The following is a 23,615-nucleotide window of genomic DNA, read 5'->3' as shown; positions in this document are numbered from 1 at the left end:
AAAGCCCGTCAGTCCCGCTGGTGCTCCCTGACAAATGCCCTGGCCTCTTTCACGGCGGCCAGGGATTTGCGCTTCATTTCCTTCAACTCATCGTCGGCCAGATAGAACATCATATCGATGGAATGGCGATAGTAGCGTGTTGGCAGCCGATTCAAGGCCACACACATCACGTCCGTCAGGAAGTCCGCCGTGTCAGCCTCCTCCCGGGTCGCGTCTATCGCGTCCACCACCAGGCGTTCGTAGAAATTGTCGATCGCATCGCGCAGAGACATGGCTCTCGCCCCCCTGAATCCATACTGCTCTTGCTATCACCATAGAAGTCCCGGCGCGGCTTGTCATGGACCCTGAGCAATTTTGTCAATGCGATTGGCAGCGGGCGTCATTACTCCCTGCCACCGCTACGGGCTATGGTTGCATCACACAGGCTACCCATTTCAGGACAACGACAACCAGAGGACAGACCATGACCACCGAAGCGTACATCTTCGATGCGGTCCGCACGCCCAGGGGGCGCGGAAAGAAAGACGGTTCCCTGCATAGCGTCAAACCGATCACGCTGCTGACCACCGTACTTACCGCCCTGCAGGAGCGAAACAGCCTGGATACGGCCCAGGTAGACGACATTGTCATGGGCTGCGTTACTGCCGTTGGGGACCAGGGGGCCGACATTGCCAAAACCGCTGCCCTGGCAGCCGACTGGGACGAGCAGGTGGCCGGCGTTACCCTCAACCGTTTCTGCGCGTCGGGGCTTGAAGCAGTCAACCTGGCGGCAATGAAGGTACGCTCCGGCTGGGAAGACCTGGTGGTTGCCGGTGGCGTTGAGGCCATGTCCCGGGTTCCCATGGGCTCCGATGGCGGTGCCTGGGCCACCGATCCGGAAACCAACCTGCACACCGGCTTCATGCCCCAGGGCATTGGCGCCGATCTGATAGCGACTCTTGAGGGCTTCAGCCGAGAGGATGTCGACGGCTTTGCCGTGAAATCTCAGCAGAAAGCGGCGAATGCCTGGGAAAAGGGCTACTTCGGAAAATCCATCATTCCGGTCCGTGACCAGAATGGCGTGGTGATCCTCGATCGTGACGAACACGTGCGCGGTAACACCACGGTAGAGTCGCTTGCTGGCCTGAAGCCCTCGTTCCAGATGATGGGCGAGATGGGATTTGATGGCGTTGCACGTGAGAAATACCACTACGTAGAGAAAATCAACCACGTGCACCACGCCGGCAATTCCTCGGGCATTGTCGACGGCGCCACCGCCCTTCTGATCGGGAGCGAAGCCAAGGGCAAGGCCCTGGGGCTGACACCCCGCGCCCGCATTGTCGCAACCGCGGTCACCAGTACCGACCCCACCATCATGCTCACCGGGCCTGCCCCGGCTGCCCGCAAGGCACTGGCGAAAGCCGGCATGACGGTCGACCAGATCGATCTGTTTGAAGTGAACGAGGCCTTTGCCTCGGTAGTGATGCGTTTCCAGCGGGAGCTTTCGGTTCCCGATGACAAAGTGAACGTGAACGGCGGTGCCATCGCCATGGGCCACCCGCTGGGCGCCACGGGCGCGATGATCCTCGGCACCCTGCTGGACGAGCTCGAACGCCGGGAACGGCGCTACGGCCTGGCCACCCTGTGTGTGGGTGGCGGCATGGGCATTGCCACTATTATCGAGCGCATCTGACCCCGATCACGTTTCAAGGAGAACCGACCATGAATGCCATCCATTACGACCTGGGGTCAGACCAGATTCTGACGCTCACTATCGATATGCCAGGCCAGTCCGCCAACACCATGAACTCGGCCTTCCGGGAAGCCCTCTCAGAGACAACGGCCCGGGTAAAAGGCGATCTCGACAAGATCCGGGGCGTCATCATCGCCTCTGCCAAAAAAACCTTCTTCGCCGGTGGCGACCTCAAAGAGCTCCACAAGGTCACCCATGATGATGCCCAGGCCTTTGAAGACATGGTCAACGGCCTGAAAGCCGACATGCGGTTTCTGGAAACCGCCGGCAAGCCGGTGGTTGCAGCCGTCAACGGGACTGCTCTGGGCGGCGGGCTGGAAATAGCACTGGCCTGTCATCACCGGATTGTTCTGGACGACGACAGCATTCAACTGGGGCTGCCGGAAGTCACCCTGGGCCTGTTGCCGGGCGGTGGCGGCACCCAGCGGCTGCCGAGAATGATTGGTCTGGAAGCGGCTTTTCCCTTCCTGATGGAAGGCAAGAAGGTGAATCCAAAGGCGGCCCTGAAAGCCGGCATCGTCGATGAGCTGGCGGATTCGGTAGAAGACATGATGACCCGGGCCCGCACGTTTATCGACGCCAACCCGAAATGCCAGCAACCCTGGGACCAGAAAGGCTTCAAGTTTCCCGGCGGCGCCCCCCACCACCCGGCCATGGCTCAGAAGCTGGCCATCGCCCCGGCCATGCTCAAGCAGAAAACCCGGGGCTGCTACCCGGCACCCGAGCGGATTCTCTCAGCCGCCGTGGAAGGCGCCCAGGTGGATTTCGACAACGGCAGCCTGATCGAGACCCGGTACTTTGCCGAGCTGGTCATTGGCCAGGTGGCTAAGAACATGACCGGTACCTTCTGGTTTCAGCTCAACGCCATCAAGGCAGGTGGCAGCCGGCCCGAGGGCGTTGAGAAAGAAACCTTTCGCAAGGTAGGCGTACTGGGTGCCGGCATGATGGGGGCGGGCATCGCCTATTCCACAGCGACCCGGGGCATCGATGTGGTTCTAAAGGACGTATCCCTGGAAAATGCCGAGAAAGGCAAGGCCTACTCGGAGAAACTGTTGACCAAGAAGGTCAGCCGCGGCCGTATGACCGAAGAGCAGAAAGCCACGGTTCTGGACCGAATCACGCCCACCGATTCCGCAGACGATCTTGACGGCTGTGATCTGGTGATTGAAGCCGTGTTCGAGGACAGCGAGCTGAAAGCCAAAGTCACCGGAGAAGCCGAACCGAAGCTGGTGGCGAACGGAATCTTCGGGTCCAACACCTCGACCATTCCCATCACCCAGCTCGCCGAAGCCTCGGCAAAACCCGAGAATTTCATTGGTTTGCATTTCTTCTCGCCGGTGGACAAGATGCAGCTGGTGGAAATCATCGTAGGCGAGAAGACCTCCGATGACACCCTCGCACGCGCGTTTGACTACGTTCAGCAGATTGGCAAGATCCCGGTGGTGGTCAACGACAGCCGTGGCTTCTTCACCTCGCGGGTGTTCGGCACCTTCGTTAATGAAGGTATCTGCATGCTGGGCGAAGGCATCCATCCGGCCAGCATCGAGAATGCCGGCCTGCTGTCGGGCATGCCGGTGGGGCCGCTGGCCATCTCCGATGAAGTCAGCATGACACTGATGCAGCACATCCGGAACCAGAGCCGGAAAGATACCGAAGCCGCGGGCGGTACCTGGAACCCGCACCCGGCCGAAGCCATCATCGATGCCATGGTGAACGAGCACGGCCGCAAGGGTAAGGCCGCGGGCGCCGGGTTCTATGAATACCCGGCCAACGGAAAGAAATACCTGTGGCCGGAACTGGAGACGCTGTTCGTGAATCCGGAAACGGCCCGATCCGTGCCCTTGCAGGAACTGAAAGACCGGATACTCTTTATCCAGGCCATCGAAACGGTGCGCTGCCTTGAAGAGGGTGTGCTGAGAACCGTGGAGGACGCCAACATCGGCAGTATCTTCGGCATTGGCTACGCCCCGTGGACCGGTGGCGCCATCCAGTTCATTAACCAGTACGGTGTTCGGGCCTTCGCCCAGCGCGCAGCAGAACTGGCTGAGCGGTATGGTGAGCGGTTTGCGCCGCCCAGGCTGCTTCTGGAGAAAGCCGAAAGTAACTCGGATTTTTCCTGACCTGAGCAACGTTTATGCGCTGGAAAGCACCTTTCCGGCGCAGATTCCTCCCAGCCCCGGCTCCCAACGCGCCACCGTTACCAACCTGCCAACTTCATGGACAGATTGTCACGAACCGATACGCCGTGCCTATGGCAACAGGTGTAGCGCTTGCCTACAATCAATTTAATCGCTCACGGGAAACGGCCCGCAGTATCCGGCCTAAATCCCACCGTCAGGTAAGTATCTCTATGACCATTGCGGAAATCATCTCGGCTCGTTCCACCCTGGCAGGCAGTCGCCGCACCGGGGCATGTAAGGCAATCGCCATTGCCCTCCTGCTGTCCGCGCCACTCGGGCTGCAGGCGAAAATTGACGCCAATGCTGTGTATGAGCCGGTTTCTCCAACCATCGACCAGGCCCGTGCAAACATCCTGATCGCACGACAGCTTCAGTTCACCCATTTCCGCGATCTGGGCATCAGCGATGAGCTCTCCGGCGATGTCTTCGACGCCTACCTGGATTACCTCGACGGACAGCGTATCTATCTCTCCCGGGAGGACATTGCCAAATTTGACGAGGTACGCACCAAGCTGGGTTCTGCGCTCAAGACCGGCCAACTGCAGCCGGGCTTTGATATCTACAACCTGGTTCAGCAGCGCATTATCGAACGCCTGAAGTTCGCCCTGAACACCATCGATAACGGCCTGGACTCGCTGGACTTTTCCTCCAATGAGCGAATCCTCGTAGACCGCTCCGAAGCCGATTGGGAAGCGGACGCCAAGGCCCTGGACGAGCTCTGGATCAAGCGCATCAAGAATGCCGTACTGGCCCAGCGCCTGAACGGGGCCGAAGATGAAGACATTGCCGACACCCTTCGGCGCCGCTATGAAGGCCAGTTAAAGCGTGCCTATCAAGCCCGCAGCGAAGATGCCTTCCAGGCCTACATGAATGCCTTCACCGGCATGTGGGACCCCCACACCTCGTACTTCTCTCCGCGCACGTCGGAGAACTTCAACATCAACATGAGCCTGTCGCTGGAAGGCATTGGCGCTGTGCTTCAGTCTGACAACGAGTACACCAAGGTAGTGCGGTTGGTACCGGGAGGGCCTGCCTCCAAGCAGGGCGAGCTGCAGCCGGCCGACCGCATTGTCTCGGTGGCCCAGGAGGGTGAAAAGCCCGTCAACGTGATTGGCTGGCGCCTGGACGAGGTCGTTGACCTGATTCGTGGCCCCAGGAATTCTACCGTGACCCTGGAGGTGATTCCTGCCAACGCCTCGGATGAAACCATCACCGAGACCATCGCCATCAAACGCGATGAAGTGAAGCTCGAGGAGCAGAGCGCCAGCAAGGATGTGATCGAGCTGAACCGGGGCAGCAAGGACTACCGGATTGGCGTGATCACCATTCCCACGTTTTACGCGGACTTCCAGGCCATGCAGGCCGGAGACCCGAACTATAAGAGCACCACCCGTGATGTTCGGCAGCTTATCACCGAGCTGGAAGCCGAGGGCGTTGAAGGCCTGGTGATCGATCTGCGCAACAATGGCGGCGGTGCCCTGCACGAAGCCAACGATCTGGTGGGACTGTTCATCGACAAAGGGCCCACGGTACAGATCCGTAACGCCAACAACGATGTCCAGGTGCTTAACGACGAGGACCCCTCAGTTGCCTACGACGGCCCGCTAGTTGTACTCACCAACCGCATGAGCGCCTCGGCCTCTGAGATCTTCGCCGGAGCCATCCAGGATTATGGTCGCGGTCTGGTTGTCGGCTCCCAGACCTTTGGCAAGGGTACTGTGCAGGCCGTTCGGCCCCTGAATCATGGCCAGCTGAAGATCACCCAGTCCAAGTTCTATCGGGTCTCTGGTGGCTCCACCCAGCACAAGGGTGTGATCCCTGACATTGAAATCCCGTCCCGGATCGACAAATCCCGGATTGGCGAAGATGCACTGGAACATGCCCTGCCCTGGGACCAGATTGAAGCTGTTCCGCACACTCGCTATTTCGATTTCAGCGGCATTATTGATGAACTTCGCAAGCGCCACGAGGAGCGTTTCGCCACCAATCCAGAGTTCAGCCTTCTGCAACAGGAAATCGACTTCCTGGAGCGGCAGCGTGAGACCGACACTGTCAGCCTGAACCTGGAAGAGCGGCGGGCCCAACATGAGCAGATCGAGCGTACCCGGCTGACCATCGCCAACGCCCGTCGCGAGCTGCAGGGCAAGGAGCCGTTCGATTCTCTGGAAGATCTGGAAGACTGGCAGGACCAGCAGGCAGCCGATCCGGACACCACCGACGACGAACTCGATTTCATCATCCGTGAAGGCGGCCACATCATGGCGGACATGCTGGACCTGGACCAGAAAATGGCGTCCATCCTGAACCCGCAGCAGTTTGCCGTGCAGGCCCCGGCAGCAGCTGCCCGATAGTCCGGCACCACCATGGATGAACGATGACCGACAGGGATAAGGAAACGCCGGCCAGTCCCCAAAAGGCGCGCGTACTGCAAGACATGCTCCTGGATGCGCTGCACGCCATGCGCTCCATGGAACAGGTGGAAGACCTGGAGAAACCGGACGCAGCCGAGCGTACGCCAGAGGGCCTGGTCGACCGGCTGGCCAGCCTTACCGGTTCGGCCCTGCGCTTTGGCGCCAGGGCCACGGATACATCGCTGCGGGTGGGCCGGGCGCTGATCAATTCACAGGACCAGCTGCGCGCCATGCTCACCGCCGGGCAATCCTTACGGGATATTCGCGAGGTGGCCGGGCTGACGCTCTCGGAGATGAGCGAAGCCCTGAATCTCCGGGACAAGTCCGTGCTCGAAGCCATAGAAAACGGCACGACCACCCTCTCTTTCGAGCTGATCCTGCGCCTGGCAGCCCTGATCGCCCGGAACGACCCCATCCCGTTCATCATGCGCACCACCCGGAACTACAATCCTGAGGTCTGGCAGATCCTGAACGACTGGGGCGTCGCCCGACTGCCATTGCAGTTCGAGCGCGAGCGGGAGTTTATCAATATTTTCCGGCGCCACGACGACGCCCGCGCCCTGTCCGACGAGGGCTTTCGCAGGGTGCTCGAGTTCACCCGACAGAGCTTTGAAATGTCATTGCATTTTATTGAAGAGCAGGAACGTCAGGTGGCCGAGATAAAGGCTTCACACACGAAGGGCCAGCCCTCCGAGAACACCAGGCCAGGGCAGGCCCCGAAGGGCAGAAAACCGCCCTCGGGAGAGTCCTGAGCCCCTGCACACCCCTAGCCTAGCCAAACAATGCCTTCATTCCGGTGATGTTGGGGCTGTGTACAACCCCCTTCTCGGTCACGATCGCATCAATCATGCTGGCTGGCGTTACGTCGAACACCGGGTTGAACACATTGACCCCCTCCGGAGCCAGGGGAATGCCCCGGATCTCGCGCACTTCCAGACCGTCCCGCTCTTCCAGCGGAACCTCTGCACCGGACGCCAGGGACATGTCCACGGTGCTTGAAGGCGCCACAACCATAAAACGGACCCGGTGATGGCGGGCCAGCACCGCAAGGCTGTAGGTGCCGATCTTGTTCACCACATCGCCGTTGGCGGTAATGCGGTCGGCGCCAACGATAACCCAACGCACGTCCTTGCGGGCCAGGATGGAGGCGGCCGCACCGTCGGCGTTCAGGGTCACCGGGATCTGATCCCGGGCCAGTTCCCAGGCAGTCAAACGGCTACCCTGCAGCCAGGGTCGGGTTTCATCCGCAAACACTTCCTTGAGCAGCTTCTTTTCGTGCATGCGCCGGATCACACCCAGTGCCGTTCCATAGCCGCCGGTGGCCAGGGCGCCGGTGTTGCAGTGGGTCAGTACCGAAACCGGCTTTTCCAGGTTCATCAGGTCCAGGGCGTGGTCGGCCATGGCTACATTGGCCTCAACGTCTTCCCGGTGAATGGTCTCCGCCTCGCTGGCCAGGCGTTTCACCGCCTCATCCAGTGAGTGACAGGCGTGAAAAACCCGCTCCATTCGCTGCAGGGCCCAGAACAGGTTGACCGCTGTCGGGCGCGAGGCCGCCAGTTCGCGGATTGCCTGCTTGATTTCCGCCTTCCAGTCGCCACCGCCTGCATGCCGGGCCGCCAGGGCCACCCCATAGGCTGCACTGATACCGATAGCGGGCGCCCCCCGAACCACCATATCGCGGATGCTCTGGGCCACCCCGGAAGCCCCCTCGAGAGTCATCCAGTGCTCCTCCCCGGGCAGCAGCCTCTGGTCCAGCAACTCGAGACGGCTGCCATGCCAGCGAATCGCCACTGTGCCCATAGCGGTGGAAGAGGTGCCTTGTTTTGCCATGTGGTTTGCTCCGGTTTCAAGCGCTGAAAACCGCCAGTATAACGGTTATACTTCCGGGCTACATTTCCGACGTGCGCTGGTCAATCACCGGGCGCTGAAAGGCAGGTTTAATGACGGCAGACACCATCAACGCGGCCGATATCCGCATCAATGCCCGCTGGCTGATCCCGATCGAGCCGGCCGACACGGTGCTTGAACATCAGGCAATCATCCTTCAGGGCGACCGGATTGCGGCGGTACTATCCCAGTCCGAGGCCGACCGGATTTACCGGACCCGGGAAACCGTGAACCTGCCCGATCACGTAGTAATGCCCGGCCTGATCAACATGCATGGCCACGCAGCCATGACCCTGTTCCGCGGCATGGCGGACGATCTGCCCCTGATGACCTGGCTGAACGATCACATCTGGCCCGCGGAAGGCCGTTTCATCAGCGAGCAGTTCATCGCCGACGGCACCCAATTGGCGATGGCCGAAATGCTGCGTACCGGCACCACGACCTTCTCGGATATGTACTTCTTCCCTGAGGTTGCCGCCCAGGTGGCACACGATGCCGGTATGCGTGCCCAGATCTGCTTTCCTCTGCTGGACTTCCCCACGCCATGGGGCTCTGGCCCAGAGGAATACCTGCGAAAAGGCCGCGAATTTATCGGGACCTGGCAATCGAACCAATACATCACACCGGCGATTGGTCCGCACGCACCTTACACGGTGTCCGATGCCCCACTGAAGGAGGCCGTGGTCCTGTCGCGGGACACGGGCGCACCCATCCAGATCCACCTCCATGAAACCGCGTTTGAAGTGGCCGAGGCCAGTGAGAAACTGGGGCAGCGACCGACCGCCCGCCTGGCTGAGCTCGGCCTGCTGGGCACCAATACCCAGTGTGTACACATGACACAAATTGATGACAGCGACCTGGCACTGCTGCGCGAAACCGGTGCCCATGTGATCCACTGCCCCGAGTCCAACCTGAAACTGGCCAGCGGCCTGTGTCCGGTCCAGAGGCTACTCGATAACGGCGTGAACGTGGCGATTGGCACGGATGGCGCGGCCAGCAACAACGACCTGGACCTGTTCGGGGAGCTGAGCACCGCCGCCATGGTAGCCAAGGTCGTGGCCGGCGATGCGTCCGCCCTGTCGGCCCACAAGGCTCTCGAGATGGCGACCATCAACGGGGCCAGAGCCCTGGGCCGAAGCCACGAACTGGGCACCATTACCGAAGGCAAACTGGCGGACATCATCGCCATTGATCTCAGCGACCCGTTCCTGCAGCCGGTGTATGACCCGGCCTCCCATCTGGTGTACAGCAACCACGGCCGGGCGGTAAGCCATAGCTGGATCAACGGCGTACCACAGATACAGGACGGCCGCCCCACACGCATTGACGTCGCCGATCTCATGCTCCGGGTACGGGACTGGGCTGAACGAATTCGCCGTCAGGCCGATTGACCGATTTCCGATTGATTCACCAGGCAGAAGCAACATGACAAACCAGAATGTAGACCGGAACGAAATCGCCAAGTTCGAGGCGCTCGCCAGCCGCTGGTGGGACCCGACGAGTGAGTTCAAGCCGCTGCACGACATCAACCCGCTGCGTCTGAATTACATCGACGAACGGGTATCCCTGGCTGGCAAGCGAGCGCTGGACGTGGGATGCGGCGGCGGCCTGCTGTCCGAAGGCATGGCTCGGCGAGGTGCCCACGTAACCGGTATCGACATGGGTGAAGCGCCCCTGTCCGTTGCCAGATTGCATGGCATGGAAAGCGGCGTGAACGTCGACTACCGCCAGACCACGGTGGAAGAGCTGGCCAATGATCCGGAGCACAAGGGCCAGTACGATGTGGTCACCTGCCTGGAAATGCTCGAGCACGTGCCCGACCCTGCTTCTGTCATTCGAGCCTGCGCGGCCATGCTCAAGCCCGGCGGACACATGTTCGTCTCCACCATCAACCGCAACCCGAAGTCGTTCCTGTTTGCCATTGTGGGTGCCGAGTACGTACTGAGGTTGCTGCCCAAAGGCACCCATGAGTGGAAGAAGTTCATCCGTCCATCCGAGATGTCCGACCATCTGCGCCACGCTGGCCTGGAGGTCCGGGAGCTTACCGGAATGACCTACAACCCGATCACCAAGGTGTACAAGCTTGGTCGGGATGTGGACGTTAACTATCTGATGCACGCCAGGGATGCTCGTGACGCCTGATTCGCCCCCGATTTCCGCCGTTCTGTTCGATCTGGACGGCACGCTGATCGACACAGCGCCCGATTTCATTCGGTGCCTGAACCAGTTGCGCCTGCAACACGGTTTGGCACCGTTGCCAGCGGAGCAGATCCGACGCTCCGTTTCCAACGGCGCCCGCGCCATGATCCGGGTCGGTTTCGGGCTGGAACCCGAACACCCGGATTATCTGGCAAAGCACACGGCGTTCCTGGATCTGTACGAGGCAGGCGTTGCCGAGGAAACCCGACTGTTCGAGGGCATGGAGGAGCTCCTGCAGGCACTGGAGCATCGGGGAATCCCCTGGGGGATTGTGACCAACAAACCCGCCCGCTTTGCCGTCCCGCTCATTGAGGCACTTGGGTTGTCCTCCCGCTGCGCAACGCTGGTTTGCCCCGACCATGTTACCCACCGCAAGCCCCATCCGGAATCGCTGATCCTGGCCTGCCGCCAGATCGGTACCGAGCCCGGTACCGGCCTTTATGTGGGTGACCACGAACGCGATATTGAGGCCGGTCGGAATGCTGGCATGCGAACCGTGGCCGTGCGCTATGGCTATATCGAGCAACCCGAACGCGTTGATCTCTGGCAAGCGGACCTGATCGCCGATACCGTCAAAGACCTGGCAAAGCTGTTACAATAGGCGTCTATTTTCAGGAGGCGGTTTTGCAACCGCACACAGCTCGACACGGAGACAGGTTATGCAGGATTACCAGGCACCCGCCGATCTTCTGAAAGACCGCATCATCATGGTGACGGGCGCGGGTAGTGGTATTGGCCGGGCAGCCGCGAAAGCCTACGCCGCCCACGGCGCCACTGTCATTCTGGTAGGGCGCACAGTCAGCAAGCTCGAAACGGTTTACGACGAGATTGAGGCAGCTGGCCATCCCAAACCCGCGATCGTTCCCATGAACTTTGAAGGGGCCGCGGTCAAGGATTACGAAGAACTGGCCATGACTCTGGAAGACAACTTCGGGCAACTGGATGGCCTGCTGCATAACGCGGCCATTCTGGGCGACCGCAGCCCCGTTGAGCTCTACGACCCGGAGACCTGGAACAAGGTCATGCACGTGAATGCAACAGCGCCGTTTCTGCTGAGCCGGGCCATGATCCCCCTGCTTCGCAAATCCGATAACGCCTCGGTGATCTTCACCTCCTCCGGCGTAGGCCGGAAAGCCAAGGCCTATTGGGGCGCCTATGCGGTGTCCAAGTTTGCAGTGGAAGGCCTGAGCCAGTTGCTTTCAGAGGAACTGGACGACGACCGCCACAACATTCGGGTAAACAGTCTGAACCCGGGCGCTACGCGTACCAACATGAGAGCCCATGCGTACCCGGCAGAAAACCCGCAGCAGAATCCGGCGCCAGAGGCGTTGATGCCGGTTTATCTGTACCTCATGGGCAAAGACAGCCGGGATGTAAACGGCCAGAGACTGGATGCCCAGCCCAAGTAATGGAACTGCTCTTTTACACCACGAGCCAGTGCCATTTGTGCGAACTGGCCGAAGCCCTGCTGATCAACACGCCCATGCCGGAACCGATTCCGGTCGATGTGGTGGACATTGCCCAGTCCGAAGAGCTGGTGGCACGCTACGGCACCCGGATACCGGTGCTCAGGCGCAATGACACCGGTGCGGAGCTGGACTGGCCGTTTACCAGGGATGAATTACTCACATTCCTGCAATGAGGATTGCCTGACATGTTGATGGTTATTTCCCCTGCAAAAACGCTCGATTACGAGAGCCCACTGGCAACGGAGCGCTATACCCAGCCAGACTTTCTCGACGATGCCTGCGAACTGGTCGATCAGCTCAAGGAGCTGGAACCACACCAGATCAGCAACCTGATGAGCATCAGCGACAAGCTTGGCCAACTGAACGCCGAGCGCTTTCACAACTGGCACACGCCCTTTACGCCGGAAAATGCCCGGCAGGCAGTACTGGCCTTCAAGGGCGATGTATACACCGGCCTGGATGCGGAAAGCTTCAGCGAGCAGGATTTCGAGTTCGCCCAGAATCACCTGCGCATGCTGTCAGGTCTGTATGGTGTATTGAAACCACTCGACCTGATGCAGCCCTATCGGCTGGAAATGGGCACCCGCTTTGAAAACAAGCGAGGCAAGGACCTGTACGAGTTCTGGGGCAGCAAGATAACCGAGGAAGTCAATCGCCTGCTGGCAGCGGACGACGGGGTGCTGGTGAACCTGGCCTCCAACGAGTACTTCAAGGCGGTCAGAAAGAAAGAGCTGGATGGCCGCCTGGTAACCCCGCAATTCAAGGACTGGAAGAACGGTCAGTACAAGATGATCAGCTTCTACGCCAAGAAGGCGCGGGGCCTGATGTGCCGCTATGCCATCCAGAACCGCATCACCCAAGCCAACGACCTGAAAGGCTTCAACCTCGAAGGCTATTACTTCAGCGAAGACCAATCCGATAACAACAACTGGGTTTTCCTGCGTGACGAACAGTAATCCACGTTGATATCGGAGCAAGTAATGAACGAAGCTGTCTTTTCGCAACTCGCGCTGTTGGTGTTCCTGACCGGACTGATTGTCTGGATGGGGTTCATCGTGTGGGACCTCGCCAAGAAATCCCAGGCCGGCCGGTTTGGCACCATCGCCCTGTTTACCGTGCTGGGGGCCGGTGTGGTGGGTTTTATCGTGAAGACCGTACTTGTCGAGATCATGCAGATCTAGCGCCAGAACCGTCACTTTACGGCCACTGCCCGGTGGCCGTATCATCCGTCTCCGTTTTTCGAACCGTCACCGGTTCAGATCGATGCAAATAAACAGCAAGGACCGAGCCTGATGTGGTTTCGTAATGCCCGCGTATTCCGTTTTACCAAGCCCTTCGCCATTACCGCTGAGGAACTCGAGGAAAAGCTGGGGGCGGATGCCTTCAAACCCTGCGGACCTCAGGAAACGAGCCGCCAGGGCTGGGTGCCTCCCCTTGGCAAGCATGGAGAACAGCTGGTGCACAGCGCCGGTGGCTATCACCTGATTGCCCTGCGCAAAGAAGAAAAGATCCTCCCCGGGCCTGTGGTCAAAGAGGCCGTTGAGGAGCGGGCCGAAGCCATCGAGTTCGAACAGAGCCGGAAGGTCCGCCGCAAGGAAAAGGACGAGATCAAGGAACAGGTCATGCTGGAAATGCTGCCCCAGGCCTTCTCCAGGAACCGTCGCTGTTATGCCTATCTGGCACCACAGGACGGCGTTCTGGTGGTGGATGCCGGCTCGGCGAAACAGGCCGAAGACCTGGCGTCCACCCTGCGCAAGAGCCTGGGTTCGCTGCCGGTTCGGCCGCCGGCGGTAGAGCAGGCACCGGCCTTTACCTTTACCGGGTGGCTTAACGAAACCATCGATCTGCCCGGCAGCATTGTTCTGGGCAGCGAGTGTGAACTGAAAGACCCGTCGGAAGATGGCGGCGTGGTGAGCTGCAAGGGCCTGGATCTGAGGGCCGACGAGATCCGCAATCACCTCGACGCCGGTATGCAGGTCACCAAACTCGCCCTGACCTGGGACGACAACGTGTCGTTTGTGCTGGATGAAGAGCTGGGCATTCGTCGCCTGAAGTTCGGCGAAACGCTGCAGGAGCAGCTCGACGATGTCGACGTGGACGACGCCGTCGCCAAGTTCGATGCTGCCTTCACCCTGATGACCCTGGAACTGTCCCGTCTGATTCCCGGCCTGCTGGAGGCCCTGGGCGGCGAGGATCGTTCGGCCATTGTTGAAGAATAAATCGCGGTGAGCGCCCTCAGTGGGCGCTCTTGCCCAGCCGCTCCCGCTGCCAGTCCTTTTCCGGTTCGTTCAACACCAGCCGCAAGTCCATAACTTCTTCCTGGGTATTGAACTTGATCTCGAAGCCCAGGTGTTCGGCCAACTGCAGCATCGGGCGGTTGTCCGGCAGCACGTTGCCGACCATTTCCATGGTGCCTCTGGCCCTGCAGTAATCAATCATCTTCTGCATGAGGGCGACGCCCAGACCCTCGCCCTTCATCTTGTCGTGCACCATCACGGCAAACTCGCACTGCAGGTTGTCGGCATCAGTCCAGGTGCGCACGGTGCCCAGGGTTTCCTCGCCCTCGCCGTCTTCGCGGGGCGCGTTGGCGATGAACACCATCTCCCGGTCGTAGTCGATCTGCACCATCTGGGCGACGTCTTCCCGGGAAAAGTGCTTGCGATACTGGAAGAACCGGTAACGGATGGACTCCGGCGACTGCAGTTCGTGAAAGGCCCGGTGGGCGGGCTCGTCCTCGGCCAGCACCGGGCGGATGATGACCCGCCGGCCGGATTTCGGCAGCACGATCCACTCCTCAAGCTCTCGCGGATAGGGCTGGATAATGGGCTTGCCGGGCTTATCCGACAGATCAATCGCAATGTTCACCGCAACCGCGCCCTGCTCGTTGAACAACAGCGGTGAAATTTCCAGACCCTGGATTTCAGGAATGTCGATTACGATTTGCGAAAGCGTCACCAGGGTCTCGGACACCGCCCGGATATCCTCTTCCGGCTTCAGGCTGTGTTCCTTGAGAAGCTTGTACATATAGGTGCGGCGCAAGAGCTCACGGGCAAGCACCATGTTCAGCGGCGGCAGCGCAATCTGCCGGTCGGTCATCACATTAATCTGCGCGCCGGCAGCGCCACAGACCACCAGCGGGCCAAACAGGGGATCGCGGGTGATGCCCACACTGAATTCGATACCGCCCACGTGCTGGTAGGAGCGTTGCACCGCAAAGCCCAGAAAGCCGCTGTCCGGGAAATGCTTGCGGTACTCCTCCATCAGGTAGCGGCAGGAATCCATGATGGCAGCCTCGCTGTTGAGCTTCTGGACGGTCCCCTTGTAGCGACGCTGGGTCGGGCTCAAATCCAGGAACGGATGGCACGCCTGCTCGTGAATGATCGTGATGTCGATGGGGCGACGCTCCACCGCAAATACTTCCAGCACTTCTTCCATATCGTCGCAGTACATGGTTTCGATGGTGCTGATGCCATAATCGCGCACCAGGTCTCGGGCTTCGCGGTTGGAAAGGTGGTAGCGCCCCGAACGCCTGGCGGATGCCACCAGACGCCGGGTCTGGGTGCGATCGGCAAAATGATCGGTGAAGGATTCCGGTGTCTCGGTGAGCAGCCTCTGGACTCGCTGGTGGCGGACGTGCTGCATGAACGCCATCACCGCCTTTTCCGGATTGAAGAACGAAGGCAGGCCGGCCCGGTAGAACTCCTCCCTTGAATCCATCACCGTGCTCTGGCCGAGCCAGCAGGTGAACACGTTCAACCGGGTGCCTTTGGAGGCCTGAACCACCGCGTCCGCGATTCTCAGACTGTCTTCAGTGAGGCTCGGCGCATACATCACCAGCACATTGGCCACTTCCGGATCCCGGGCCAGGATCTTGATGGCCTGGCCGTACAGTTCCGGCGAGGCGTCGTAATTAAGGTCAATCGGGTTTTTCCGGGTCCAGTACGGTGGCAGGAGTTCGGCGAGTGCTTCAATGCTGGATTCTGACATACGGGCCAGTTCGCCGCCCAGATCCGCCAGCCGGTCGACCGCCAGTACACCCGGCCCGACGCCATTGGCCATGATCGCAAGGGATTCCCGGCGCAACGGGCGCATCCTCGTCAGCGTCTCCAGGGCGTCGAACATCTGCCCCAGGCCGTCGACCCGGAGCACACCGGCCCGCTGCAGCATGGCGTCGTAGATCGGATCGCTGCGTTTCAGGCCTGCCGGCAGTTCGTGGGGGAACCACTCGGACTCGGGTACCCGGCCGGATTTCACGGCAATAACCGGCTTGGTGCGGGAAGCAACACGAACCGCCGACATGAACCGCCGGGCGTTTGGTATGTTCTCTATGTGCAGCAAAATGGCACGGGTCTGGGTGTCCTGGGCCAGATAATCGATCAGATCGTCGTGATCAATGTCCATCCCGTCGCCGAGGGTCAGGAAATAGGAGAACCCGACACCCCGGGCGAAGGCCCAGTCGAGCACCGAGCTGGCAATGGTACCTGACTGCCCCACAAACGCCACACGACCGGGGATGGCCCCCATATGGGCATAGGTCGCGTTGAGGCTGCGGGCGGGCACCATCAGGCCGATGGTATTAGGCCCGAGCACGCGAATGCCGGTTTCCCTCGCCGCTTCCCGCACCGCATACATCAGCGGCTGGCCGGTCTTGCTGTGGGTGCGGGACATGCCGCCGGTCATCACGATGGCGGTGCGCACCCCGGCCTCGCCGAGTTTCTTGATGGTTTTGGCCACGGTATCAGGCGGCGTGCAGATGATGGCGAGATCCGGGCAAAAATCCATCTTGGATACCCGGCGCACGCAGGGCACACCGTGCACGTTCTCGTAGTCGTTCTGGTTGACGACCAGCAAGCGCCCGGGGTAGCCGCCCCCCATCAGGTTCCGTAGCACCATGCCGCCCAGGTTGTCGGCCCGCTCCGACGCGCCTATCACCGCAATGGATGCAGGGTTGAACAGGCTTTCCAGGTAACGGGTACTCAAGCATTCTCTCCTTGGCAATCAGCCAACCGCTCCTTTGGTCAATCAAAGGAACGGTCACTTTCTATGTGTCTTCCTATCTTAGGCACAGAGCTCTCGATGTAAAACGTCTATCGCCCCTATAAGACCAAAGAAACGCGGCACCCTGCGGGTATCCCTGATAGAGTAAAAGAAAATATAAGTACAGGCAGGACAGTCCGAAGTTATGACCACGGCATTCTTTTCGCACGATGATTTCATGAGGCACAACATGGGGCCGGAACATCCGGAAAGTCCGGAACGGCTGGCCGCAATCATCAGTTACCTGGCAGACACCGGACTGGACCAGAGGCTCGACTGGGTGCGACCCGAAGAAGCAACCCGCGACCAATTGCTCATGGTGCATCCTGAGAAATACTTGCACCAGCTCGATCTGATGCAGCCAACACGGGGCCGCGTGTTCACCGACCCGGACACCGCGATGATGCCGGACACCTTGCGGGCCGCCAGGCTGGCCGCCGGAGCCAACGTGCAGGCGGTCGATATGGTAATGAGCAGCCAGGTGACCAACGCCTTTGTCTGCGCCCGTCCGCCGGGGCACCATGCGGAGCGGTCAAAATCCATGGGCTTCTGTTTTTATAACAATGTGGCCATCGCGGCCATGCGGGCCCTGACGTTTCACCACCTGGAGCGGGTCGCCATCATCGACTTTGACGTGCACCAGGGCAACGGCACCGTTGACATTGTAGGCGGCGACGAGCGCATCCTGATGTGTTCGAGCTTCCAGCACCCGTTCTACCCTCACTCGCATGTGCACAGACAGGCGGGCAACATTGTGAACATCCCCATTGCCGCGGACTGCTCCTCAGAGGAATACCGTCAACGTGTTCAGGATGGCTGGATGGAGAGGCTGAATGACTTCAAGCCGCAGCTGATTCTGATTTCCGCGGGCTTCGACGCACACAGGCTGGACCCCATGGCCGAGCTCAATCTGGAAACCGACGACTATCGCTGGTTAACGGAATTGATCGTGGGCGTGGCGCACGAACACAGCAACGACCGGATTATCTCCACGCTCGAAGGCGGGTATCACCTGCGGGCCCTGGCCGAGAGTGTCAACGCTCACCTGGAAGTGCTCGACTCGGTGTACTGACGCCCTTACCCGGTCGGTTCGCCACCATAGCCCGTGGCCTGCTGCAACTCTGGCCGGTCGCCGGCCCGCTGCAAGCGGATATTGGTGCGCCGGTTGTCGGACGGACGGTTCGACGCCGGGTACTGGTCGCCGTGGGCCCGGACGGTAATCATGTTCTCGTCGATGCCGCTGGCCTTGAGGTAGTCGGCTACCACATTGGCCCGCTCCTCCGACAGAGCCCGGTTGTCGATCCGGCTTCCGATGCTGTCGCTGTGGCCATCCACGAAGATGCGCTCCACTGTTGAGTCCGCCATCACGTAGGACACGATATTATCGAGAAGTTTCCGGTCGGCGTCTGACAGGCTTGTGCTGCCACTGGCAAACGGAACCCTGGAACGCTGGATCTGATCAAAGTTCACCGGCAGCAAGTTCAACGTACAGCGCTGATAGCGCTCGAACTCGCCGGCAAAGTTGATGTTGGACACCTGCACTCGCACCGGCCGGTCGTCAAACCAGGCCTCGCGGGTAATCGTGGGTCGCATGCCGTCCAGCAGGCTGTGTGCCAGAACGTGGGCCTGGCGGGTTCCCAGCGAGACCTGTCTGTTGCCCTCGGCGACGTTGACGCTGGCCACGGGTCTGGGAGCGATGCCCGGTCGCCACACCGGCGCCTCAACCACCAGATCGCCACGGCCCGGCCGCATCAGGGGCGTGCTTGCCTCCAGAAAAAACGACAGGTCCTCGCCGGCGCGGTGGTTGAATACCGCGCGTCCGTAGCCGGGCACCTCGTGTACCAGGCGACACTCGAACACGGACTCGGACAGATACCACTGGCTGTTTTCAATGCCGGCGCCATAGCTGGTGGCCTGCACCGCCAGGGGAGTAGACGCGCCGGCCAACAGGCCGGCCGCGAGCAACAGTGATCGCTTCAAATCAGGGGATTTTATCGGCATGGCCATGGCTGCTTGAATCCAAATCGGTATACCCCGGTTAACGGCCGATTCGCCGGTGGCTTTAGGGCTTAACCAGAAAACAATCGCGGGCCCGATCTGGTATAATCCGCCAAATTTTCGGCCTCCGGACATGCCGCCGCTCCGGAACTCCTCTTGCCCAAGGCATCGCGGACAACCAACATGACTGAAAAGCTCACTATCACACGCCCGGACGACTGGCATCTGCACGTCCGGGACGGCGACATCCTGACCGACGTGGTTCCGGCAACCGCCGCCTGTTTCCGCAGGGCCATCATCATGCCCAACCTGGTGCCGCCGGTGACCACTGCAGCGGACGCCGGCGCCTACCGGGACCGGATTCTGGCCGCCGCCGAAGGCACGGGTTTTGAGCCGCTGATGACCCTGTACCTGACCGAAAGTACCAGCCCCGAAATCGTTCGCGAGGCGAAGGCCGCCGGTGTCGTTGCCGCCAAGCTCTACCCGGCGGGCGCCACCACCAACTCGGCCTCGGGCGTGAAGGACGTACGCAACATCTACCCGGTGCTGGACGCCATGGCCGACTGCGGCATGCTGCTGCTGGTCCATGGTGAAGTGACGGACGGTGACATCGACATCTTTGATCGCGAGAAAGTGTTCCTCGAGCGGGTTCTTTCCCCGATCCTGGAGGCTTTTCCGAAGCTTCGGGTGGTGCTGGAACACATTACCACCGCCGATTCCGCAGAGTTTGTTAAGCAGCACAATGGCGGCAACCTGGGCGCCACCCTTACTCCCCAGCACCTGATGTACAACCGCAACCATATGCTGGTGGGTGGCATCCGGCCACACCTTTATTGCTTGCCGATCCTCAAACGCAATCGCCACCAGCAGGCCCTGCGCGATGCGGTGGCCAGCGGCGATTCGCGGTTTTTCCTGGGTACCGATTCCGCACCCCATTCAAAGAACCGCAAGGAAACCGCGTGCGGATGTGCGGGCTGCTACTCGGCCTACGGCGCTATTGGCCTGTACGCTGACATTTTTGAGGAGTTGGGCATTCTCGACAAACTCGAGGCCTTTGCCAGCTTCAATGGCGCCGATTTTTACGGCCTGCCACGAAATACCGATACCATCACCCTGGTGCGCGAGCCCTGGACCATGCCGGCAGAACTGCCCCTCGCAGACGGCACCATTGTGCCCCTGAAGGCAGGTGAAACCGTTAACTGGCGGCAGGCGTAAACCTCACTGAACGGATTCCTTCTCACACGGCCAAGACCGGAGCTTGAGTGACTGACGAGAGCAAACCACCCCACCCCATGTCCCGCCGCTTCCGCGGCTTTCTGCCCGTGGTTGTCGATGTTGAAACCGCTGGTTTCAACCCGGAGCGGGATGCCCTGCTGGAAGTGGCGGCCGTTATCCTGACCATGGATGAGGACGGCTGGCTGACCCGCGCCGAGACCCATGTGCAGCAAATCGATCCGTTCGAGGGTGCCAATCTCGAACAGTCGGCGCTGGATTTTACCGGCATCGATCCCTGGAATCCCGAGCGGGAAGCCGTTCCGGAACGGGAAGGCCTGAGCGAAATCTTCGGCCCCATCCGCAAGGCAGTGAAGGCTCACGACTGCAAACGCGCTGTTCTGGTCGGACACAACGCCACCTTCGACCACAACTTTATCTTTGCAGCGGCGCTGCGGGCGGATATCCGCCGCAACCCCTTTCACCCGTTTTCCACTTTCGATACCGCCACCCTTGCAGGCCTGGCCTACGGGCACACCGTGCTGGCCCAGGCTTGCAAGCTGGCCGGCATTCCGTTCAGCAACAAAGAAGCGCATTCGGCAGCCTACGACGCCGAGAAAACCGCCGATCTGTTCTGCGGGATTGTCAATCGCTGGCGTGAACTGGGCGGCTTCCCGCCCCCTCCGGTGCCAGCAGATCCCGAATAACGCCCATAAAAAAACCCGCCGAAGCGGGTTTTTTTATGGCTACCGGGGCTTACCAGTAGATACCTCTCATGATCGCTGCGAAAGCCACCTGCTCGGTGGAGACCTTGGGCTTTTCGCCGGACTTGCTGCCGGCGGCCGCCGGCGAATCCGGGAACATCCGGTAGCCGGTGTTCATGACGATCTCGCCCATTTTCGGGGCCAGGGCATGCAGCACCTGGGCAAAGATGCCCAGACGCGTGGCGATCCGCTTGGGACGATAAACGATGGCATCGGCCACCATGCCCGCCGCCTCGTCCGGTGTCAGGGTGGGCACCGAATCGTAGATCTTGGTGGGCGCAATCATCGGCGTGCGCACCAGCGGCATGTTGATGGTGGTGAAGGTGACGTTGCGATCCGACCACTCGGCCGCAGCGCAGCGACTGAACGCATCCAGCGCCGACTTGGAAGCCACATAGGCCGAGAAGCGGGGCGCATTGGTCAGCACGCCGATCGACGAGATATTGACCACGTGGCCACGACGACGCTCGAGCATCTTGGGGGCAAAGCCCATGATCAGGCGTACCGAGCCAAAGTAATTCAGCTGCATGGTGCGCTCGAAATCGTGGAACCGGTCGAAGGACAGATCCAGGGAGCGGCGGATGGAACGACCGGCGTTGTTCACCAGCACATCCACGTGGCCGTGATTGTCCAGAACGGTTTTCACAAACTCGTCGCAGGCGTCCATGTCCGAGAAGTCGCAGGGGTAAGCGTGCACACTGGCGCCCCGGGACTCCAGCTCTGCGGTCACTTCCTTCAGGCGCTCAAGCTTGCGGGCACCGATCACCAGGATGGCACCGGCGTCAGCCAGCTTCTGAGCAGTCGCCAGACCAATGCCCGAGGTTGCGCCGGTCACCACGCACACGCGGCCTTCCACGGTGCCCTTCAGGGTACGGTCCTTGAACAGGTCGGGATCCAGATTCCGCTCCCAGTAATCCCAGATCACCGGTGCATAATCCGGCAGGCGGGGCACTTCAATGCCGGTATCCTTCAGCACCCGCTCGGTTTCACGGGCGTCGAAGCGGGTCGGATAGTTAATGAACGACATTACGGAGGGCGGAATGCCCATGTCGTCCAGTACCGCGGCAGTCAGACGCTTCACCGGCGGCAGGTTCTTCAGGCTCTGGCGAATGAACGGGGGAATGAAGCCGAACATGCGCGAGTCGATACGCATGCCCATCTTGGGCGCGTGACCGGCTTCGCTGAAAATATTGAGAATCTCACCCACTTTGTAGGGATCGGAATCCACCAGGTGGAAACACTTGCCGTCCTCACCCTCCAGATGAGCAATGTGGTCCATGGCGTTGACCACGAAGTCCACCGGCACAATGTTCAGCCTGCCACCCTCAATACCAACGGTAGGCACCCACTGCGGCAGGGCATGGCGGATCTTCTGGATCATCTTGAAGAAGTAATAGGGGCCGTCCACCTTGTCCATTTCACCGGTGGCGGAGTGGCCGATGACCATACCCGGGCGGTAAATGCGGAACGGCACCTTGCACTCCTGGCGCACGACCTTCTCGGATTCGTGCTTGGTGCGCAGGTACGGGTGGTCCAGCTTCTCGGCTTCCTCGAACATGTCCTCGCGGAAAGTGCCCTTGAACAGTCCGGCTGCCGCGATGGATGACACGTGATGGAAGTGCTTGGCGCCCATGGCCTCGGCGGCGTTCACGGCGGCACGGGTACCCTCGATGTTGGTCGCCTGCTGCGCCTCCTCGTCGGCGCCCATATCGTAGACAGCCGCCAGGTGGAAAAAAAGGTCGATGTTTCCCTTGAGCGACTTGAGAGTCTTGGCGTCGATACCCAGGTTTTTGCTGGTAAGGTCGCCAATCACGGCTTTTACCTGAGTGTCGTCTGCACCCCAGCGCTCACGAAGCTTGTCCAGCTTTTCTTGCGACTGTTCACGCACCAGCACGTAAACCGTGCCACCCCGTGCGAGCAGTTTTTCTACCAGAAACCGGCCAATAAATCCGGTGCCACCCGTCAGGAAATAATTCATCGATCTTCCACCCTGCCTGTTGCTCAGTTGTTGTCTATCCATGCCGGATCGCTCGACTCGCTACGACTAAAGTCGTATATCGATCCGGAAACGCCGGCATTGTACTTAATTGCAACCCTCATGTACCGAACTTTTTTAGAGTTTTTACTCTGTAAGCCCTTGTTTTTATTAGAGCCGTTACTCTAAATTCCGCACCTGCGCAGCCTGGGCGCCTGTCCGGTTCGCCGACACAATGTGTTTGAGACTAGCACAGGAATCCACCCGTGCCTGCCCCGGCAAACAATTACCACAAGGCAATGAAACACCCCGCCAGCAATGACATAATCGGGAACTTATCAGGCCTTTGGGCCTCTCTCTTTTTCGACCCCTGAACAGATTCCGGACGACCAGCCATGCAAAACGACAATCCCAACGCCGAACGTTATATTTCCATCGCCAGAGCCTGCCTGAGGGCAATCAACGACACCGCGGAGACCGCCGGGAGCCGTGAAGAGAAGATTCAGGCGGTGTACGAGGCCATCGATCAGGCTTTCCAGGCGGAATTTTCAGACTATCGGCAATCGGTGGCCATCATGGCAACGGTGCTGGAGCGCATTGCCTCCGGCCAGCTGGATGGTGAGAAAGCCGCCGACCTCGCCCGTAAAACACTTGACCAGCAGCCGGAAAGCACCCGTAACGCGCTGATGCACTGATCGTCAAACCGTTTCCGAGGACCCGAGAGAGCCTATGAGCAACCGCAACGCTTCCA

The 23,615-nt window shown here is 60.2% G+C and carries 21 protein-coding genes; 16 read left to right on the top strand and 5 right to left on the bottom strand.

The features are described 5' to 3' along the window. Positions 1–8: 8 nt before the first annotated feature. The gene (locus BM344_RS15875; protein ID WP_091992162.1) at positions 9–272 is read right to left on the bottom strand and encodes a late competence development ComFB family protein; all 264 of its coding nucleotides are present in this window, start codon (positions 270–272) and stop codon (positions 9–11) included. Between the two features lie 191 nt (positions 273–463). Here BM344_RS15875 and BM344_RS15870 point away from each other — a divergent pair, with 191 nt between their 5' ends. The 4 genes from BM344_RS15870 (at position 464) to BM344_RS15855 (ending at position 7,075) form a co-directional block, all read left to right on the top strand. Next, positions 464–1,672, top strand: coding sequence for an acetyl-CoA C-acetyltransferase (locus BM344_RS15870; protein WP_091992161.1), 1,209 nt, complete (start codon positions 464–466; stop codon positions 1,670–1,672). Positions 1,673–1,701: 29 nt separating this feature from the next. Next, on the top strand, positions 1,702–3,852 hold the full coding sequence (locus BM344_RS15865; protein ID WP_091992160.1) for a 3-hydroxyacyl-CoA dehydrogenase NAD-binding domain-containing protein: 2,151 nt from the start codon (positions 1,702–1,704) through the stop codon (positions 3,850–3,852). Between the two features lie 230 nt (positions 3,853–4,082). Continuing rightward, on the top strand, positions 4,083–6,263 hold the full coding sequence (locus tag BM344_RS15860) for a carboxy terminal-processing peptidase (protein WP_091992159.1): 2,181 nt from the start codon (positions 4,083–4,085) through the stop codon (positions 6,261–6,263). 23 nt (positions 6,264–6,286) lie between these two features. Then, on the top strand, positions 6,287–7,075 hold the full coding sequence (locus BM344_RS15855) for a helix-turn-helix domain-containing protein (protein ID WP_228143662.1): 789 nt from the start codon (positions 6,287–6,289) through the stop codon (positions 7,073–7,075). A 19-nt stretch (positions 7,076–7,094) separates the two neighbouring features. Here the strand turns inward: BM344_RS15855 and mtnA are convergent, their stop codons facing one another. Continuing rightward, on the bottom strand, positions 7,095–8,153 hold the full coding sequence (gene mtnA, locus BM344_RS15850) for an S-methyl-5-thioribose-1-phosphate isomerase (RefSeq protein ID WP_091992158.1): 1,059 nt from the start codon (positions 8,151–8,153) through the stop codon (positions 7,095–7,097). Between the two features lie 110 nt (positions 8,154–8,263). On the opposite strand from mtnA, the gene BM344_RS15845 reads away from it, so the two are divergent. The 8 genes from BM344_RS15845 to rdgC all read left to right on the top strand — a co-directional run bounded on the left by BM344_RS15845 (position 8,264) and on the right by rdgC (position 14,097). Next, the gene (locus tag BM344_RS15845) at positions 8,264–9,601 is read left to right on the top strand and encodes a TRZ/ATZ family hydrolase (RefSeq protein ID WP_091992157.1); all 1,338 of its coding nucleotides are present in this window, start codon (positions 8,264–8,266) and stop codon (positions 9,599–9,601) included. A gap of 34 nt (positions 9,602–9,635) precedes the next feature. Next, a complete protein-coding gene (gene ubiG, locus BM344_RS15840) occupies positions 9,636–10,352 on the top strand; it encodes a bifunctional 2-polyprenyl-6-hydroxyphenol methylase/3-demethylubiquinol 3-O-methyltransferase UbiG (protein WP_091992156.1) in 717 nt (238 codons plus the stop codon). Continuing rightward, positions 10,336–11,010 (top strand): phosphoglycolate phosphatase, encoded by a 675-nt coding sequence (gph, locus tag BM344_RS15835; RefSeq protein WP_091992155.1) that lies wholly within the window; start codon positions 10,336–10,338, stop codon positions 11,008–11,010. The genes ubiG and gph overlap by 17 nt, the downstream gene beginning before the upstream one ends. A gap of 58 nt (positions 11,011–11,068) precedes the next feature. Continuing rightward, on the top strand, positions 11,069–11,818 hold the full coding sequence (locus BM344_RS15830) for a YciK family oxidoreductase (RefSeq protein ID WP_091992154.1): 750 nt from the start codon (positions 11,069–11,071) through the stop codon (positions 11,816–11,818). After that, positions 11,818–12,051 carry a glutaredoxin family protein gene (locus tag BM344_RS15825; RefSeq protein ID WP_091992153.1) on the top strand — a complete coding sequence of 78 codons (234 nt, stop codon included), beginning with the start codon at positions 11,818–11,820 and terminating at the stop codon, positions 12,049–12,051. The genes BM344_RS15830 and BM344_RS15825 overlap by 1 nt, the downstream gene beginning before the upstream one ends. Before the next feature lie 12 nt (positions 12,052–12,063). Next, the gene (gene yaaA / locus BM344_RS15820) at positions 12,064–12,834 is read left to right on the top strand and encodes a peroxide stress protein YaaA (protein WP_091992152.1); all 771 of its coding nucleotides are present in this window, start codon (positions 12,064–12,066) and stop codon (positions 12,832–12,834) included. Positions 12,835–12,858: 24 nt separating this feature from the next. Next, positions 12,859–13,059, top strand: coding sequence for a DUF2788 domain-containing protein (locus BM344_RS15815; RefSeq protein WP_091992151.1), 201 nt, complete (start codon positions 12,859–12,861; stop codon positions 13,057–13,059). Positions 13,060–13,170: 111 nt separating this feature from the next. Next, positions 13,171–14,097, top strand: coding sequence for a recombination-associated protein RdgC (gene rdgC / locus BM344_RS15810; protein WP_091992150.1), 927 nt, complete (start codon positions 13,171–13,173; stop codon positions 14,095–14,097). Between the two features lie 16 nt (positions 14,098–14,113). Here rdgC and BM344_RS15805 read toward each other — a convergent pair whose 3' ends face one another. Beyond that, positions 14,114–16,858: a bifunctional acetate--CoA ligase family protein/GNAT family N-acetyltransferase gene (locus BM344_RS15805; RefSeq protein ID WP_091992149.1), complete on the bottom strand. Its 2,745-nt coding sequence runs from the start codon at positions 16,856–16,858 to the stop codon at positions 14,114–14,116. 202 nt (positions 16,859–17,060) lie between these two features. Between BM344_RS15805 and BM344_RS15800 the strand changes: the two genes are divergently transcribed. Further along, positions 17,061–17,987 (top strand): histone deacetylase family protein, encoded by a 927-nt coding sequence (locus tag BM344_RS15800; protein WP_091992148.1) that lies wholly within the window; start codon positions 17,061–17,063, stop codon positions 17,985–17,987. A gap of 5 nt (positions 17,988–17,992) precedes the next feature. Here the strand turns inward: BM344_RS15800 and BM344_RS15795 are convergent, their stop codons facing one another. Further along, on the bottom strand, positions 17,993–18,916 hold the full coding sequence (locus BM344_RS15795) for a flagellar protein MotY (protein ID WP_091992185.1): 924 nt from the start codon (positions 18,914–18,916) through the stop codon (positions 17,993–17,995). A 180-nt stretch (positions 18,917–19,096) separates the two neighbouring features. Here BM344_RS15795 and pyrC point away from each other — a divergent pair, with 180 nt between their 5' ends. Then, positions 19,097–20,128 (top strand): dihydroorotase, encoded by a 1,032-nt coding sequence (gene pyrC, locus BM344_RS15790; protein WP_091992147.1) that lies wholly within the window; start codon positions 19,097–19,099, stop codon positions 20,126–20,128. A 47-nt stretch (positions 20,129–20,175) separates the two neighbouring features. Further along, positions 20,176–20,832 (top strand): ribonuclease T, encoded by a 657-nt coding sequence (gene rnt / locus BM344_RS15785; protein WP_208603452.1) that lies wholly within the window; start codon positions 20,176–20,178, stop codon positions 20,830–20,832. A 49-nt stretch (positions 20,833–20,881) separates the two neighbouring features. Here rnt and BM344_RS15780 read toward each other — a convergent pair whose 3' ends face one another. Then, a complete protein-coding gene (locus BM344_RS15780) occupies positions 20,882–22,867 on the bottom strand; it encodes an SDR family oxidoreductase (protein WP_091992146.1) in 1,986 nt (661 codons plus the stop codon). 392 nt (positions 22,868–23,259) lie between these two features. Here BM344_RS15780 and BM344_RS15775 point away from each other — a divergent pair, with 392 nt between their 5' ends. Continuing rightward, complete coding sequence (locus BM344_RS15775) at positions 23,260–23,559, top strand: hypothetical protein (RefSeq protein ID WP_091992145.1); 300 nt, start codon at positions 23,260–23,262, stop codon at positions 23,557–23,559. The last annotated feature ends 56 nt before the right edge of the window (positions 23,560–23,615 follow it).

It is taken from the genome of Marinobacter gudaonensis, assembly GCF_900115175.1.
In the GTDB taxonomy this organism is placed as follows: Bacteria; Pseudomonadota; Gammaproteobacteria; order Pseudomonadales; family Oleiphilaceae; genus Marinobacter; species Marinobacter gudaonensis.
Note: the sequence above shows the minus strand (reverse complement) of the source record. Positions and strands in the feature narration are given on the sequence as shown.

Coding starts and splice junctions, on each gene's coding strand:
- BM344_RS15875 (WP_091992162.1), bottom strand. CDS start 272: ATGTCTCTGCGCGATGCGATCGACAATTTCTACGAACGCCTGGTGGTG.
- BM344_RS15870 (WP_091992161.1), top strand. CDS start 464: ATGACCACCGAAGCGTACATCTTCGATGCGGTCCGCACGCCCAGGGGG.
- BM344_RS15865 (WP_091992160.1), top strand. CDS start 1,702: ATGAATGCCATCCATTACGACCTGGGGTCAGACCAGATTCTGACGCTC.
- BM344_RS15860 (WP_091992159.1), top strand. CDS start 4,083: ATGACCATTGCGGAAATCATCTCGGCTCGTTCCACCCTGGCAGGCAGT.
- BM344_RS15855 (WP_228143662.1), top strand. CDS start 6,287: ATGACCGACAGGGATAAGGAAACGCCGGCCAGTCCCCAAAAGGCGCGC.
- mtnA (WP_091992158.1), bottom strand. CDS start 8,153: ATGGCAAAACAAGGCACCTCTTCCACCGCTATGGGCACAGTGGCGATT.
- BM344_RS15845 (WP_091992157.1), top strand. CDS start 8,264: ATGACGGCAGACACCATCAACGCGGCCGATATCCGCATCAATGCCCGC.
- ubiG (WP_091992156.1), top strand. CDS start 9,636: ATGACAAACCAGAATGTAGACCGGAACGAAATCGCCAAGTTCGAGGCG.
- gph (WP_091992155.1), top strand. CDS start 10,336: ATGCTCGTGACGCCTGATTCGCCCCCGATTTCCGCCGTTCTGTTCGAT.
- BM344_RS15830 (WP_091992154.1), top strand. CDS start 11,069: ATGCAGGATTACCAGGCACCCGCCGATCTTCTGAAAGACCGCATCATC.
- BM344_RS15825 (WP_091992153.1), top strand. CDS start 11,818: ATGGAACTGCTCTTTTACACCACGAGCCAGTGCCATTTGTGCGAACTG.
- yaaA (WP_091992152.1), top strand. CDS start 12,064: ATGTTGATGGTTATTTCCCCTGCAAAAACGCTCGATTACGAGAGCCCA.
- BM344_RS15815 (WP_091992151.1), top strand. CDS start 12,859: ATGAACGAAGCTGTCTTTTCGCAACTCGCGCTGTTGGTGTTCCTGACC.
- rdgC (WP_091992150.1), top strand. CDS start 13,171: ATGTGGTTTCGTAATGCCCGCGTATTCCGTTTTACCAAGCCCTTCGCC.
- BM344_RS15800 (WP_091992148.1), top strand. CDS start 17,061: ATGACCACGGCATTCTTTTCGCACGATGATTTCATGAGGCACAACATG.
- BM344_RS15795 (WP_091992185.1), bottom strand. CDS start 18,916: ATGCCGATAAAATCCCCTGATTTGAAGCGATCACTGTTGCTCGCGGCC.
- pyrC (WP_091992147.1), top strand. CDS start 19,097: ATGACTGAAAAGCTCACTATCACACGCCCGGACGACTGGCATCTGCAC.
- BM344_RS15780 (WP_091992146.1), bottom strand. CDS start 22,867: ATGAATTATTTCCTGACGGGTGGCACCGGATTTATTGGCCGGTTTCTG.
- BM344_RS15775 (WP_091992145.1), top strand. CDS start 23,260: ATGCAAAACGACAATCCCAACGCCGAACGTTATATTTCCATCGCCAGA.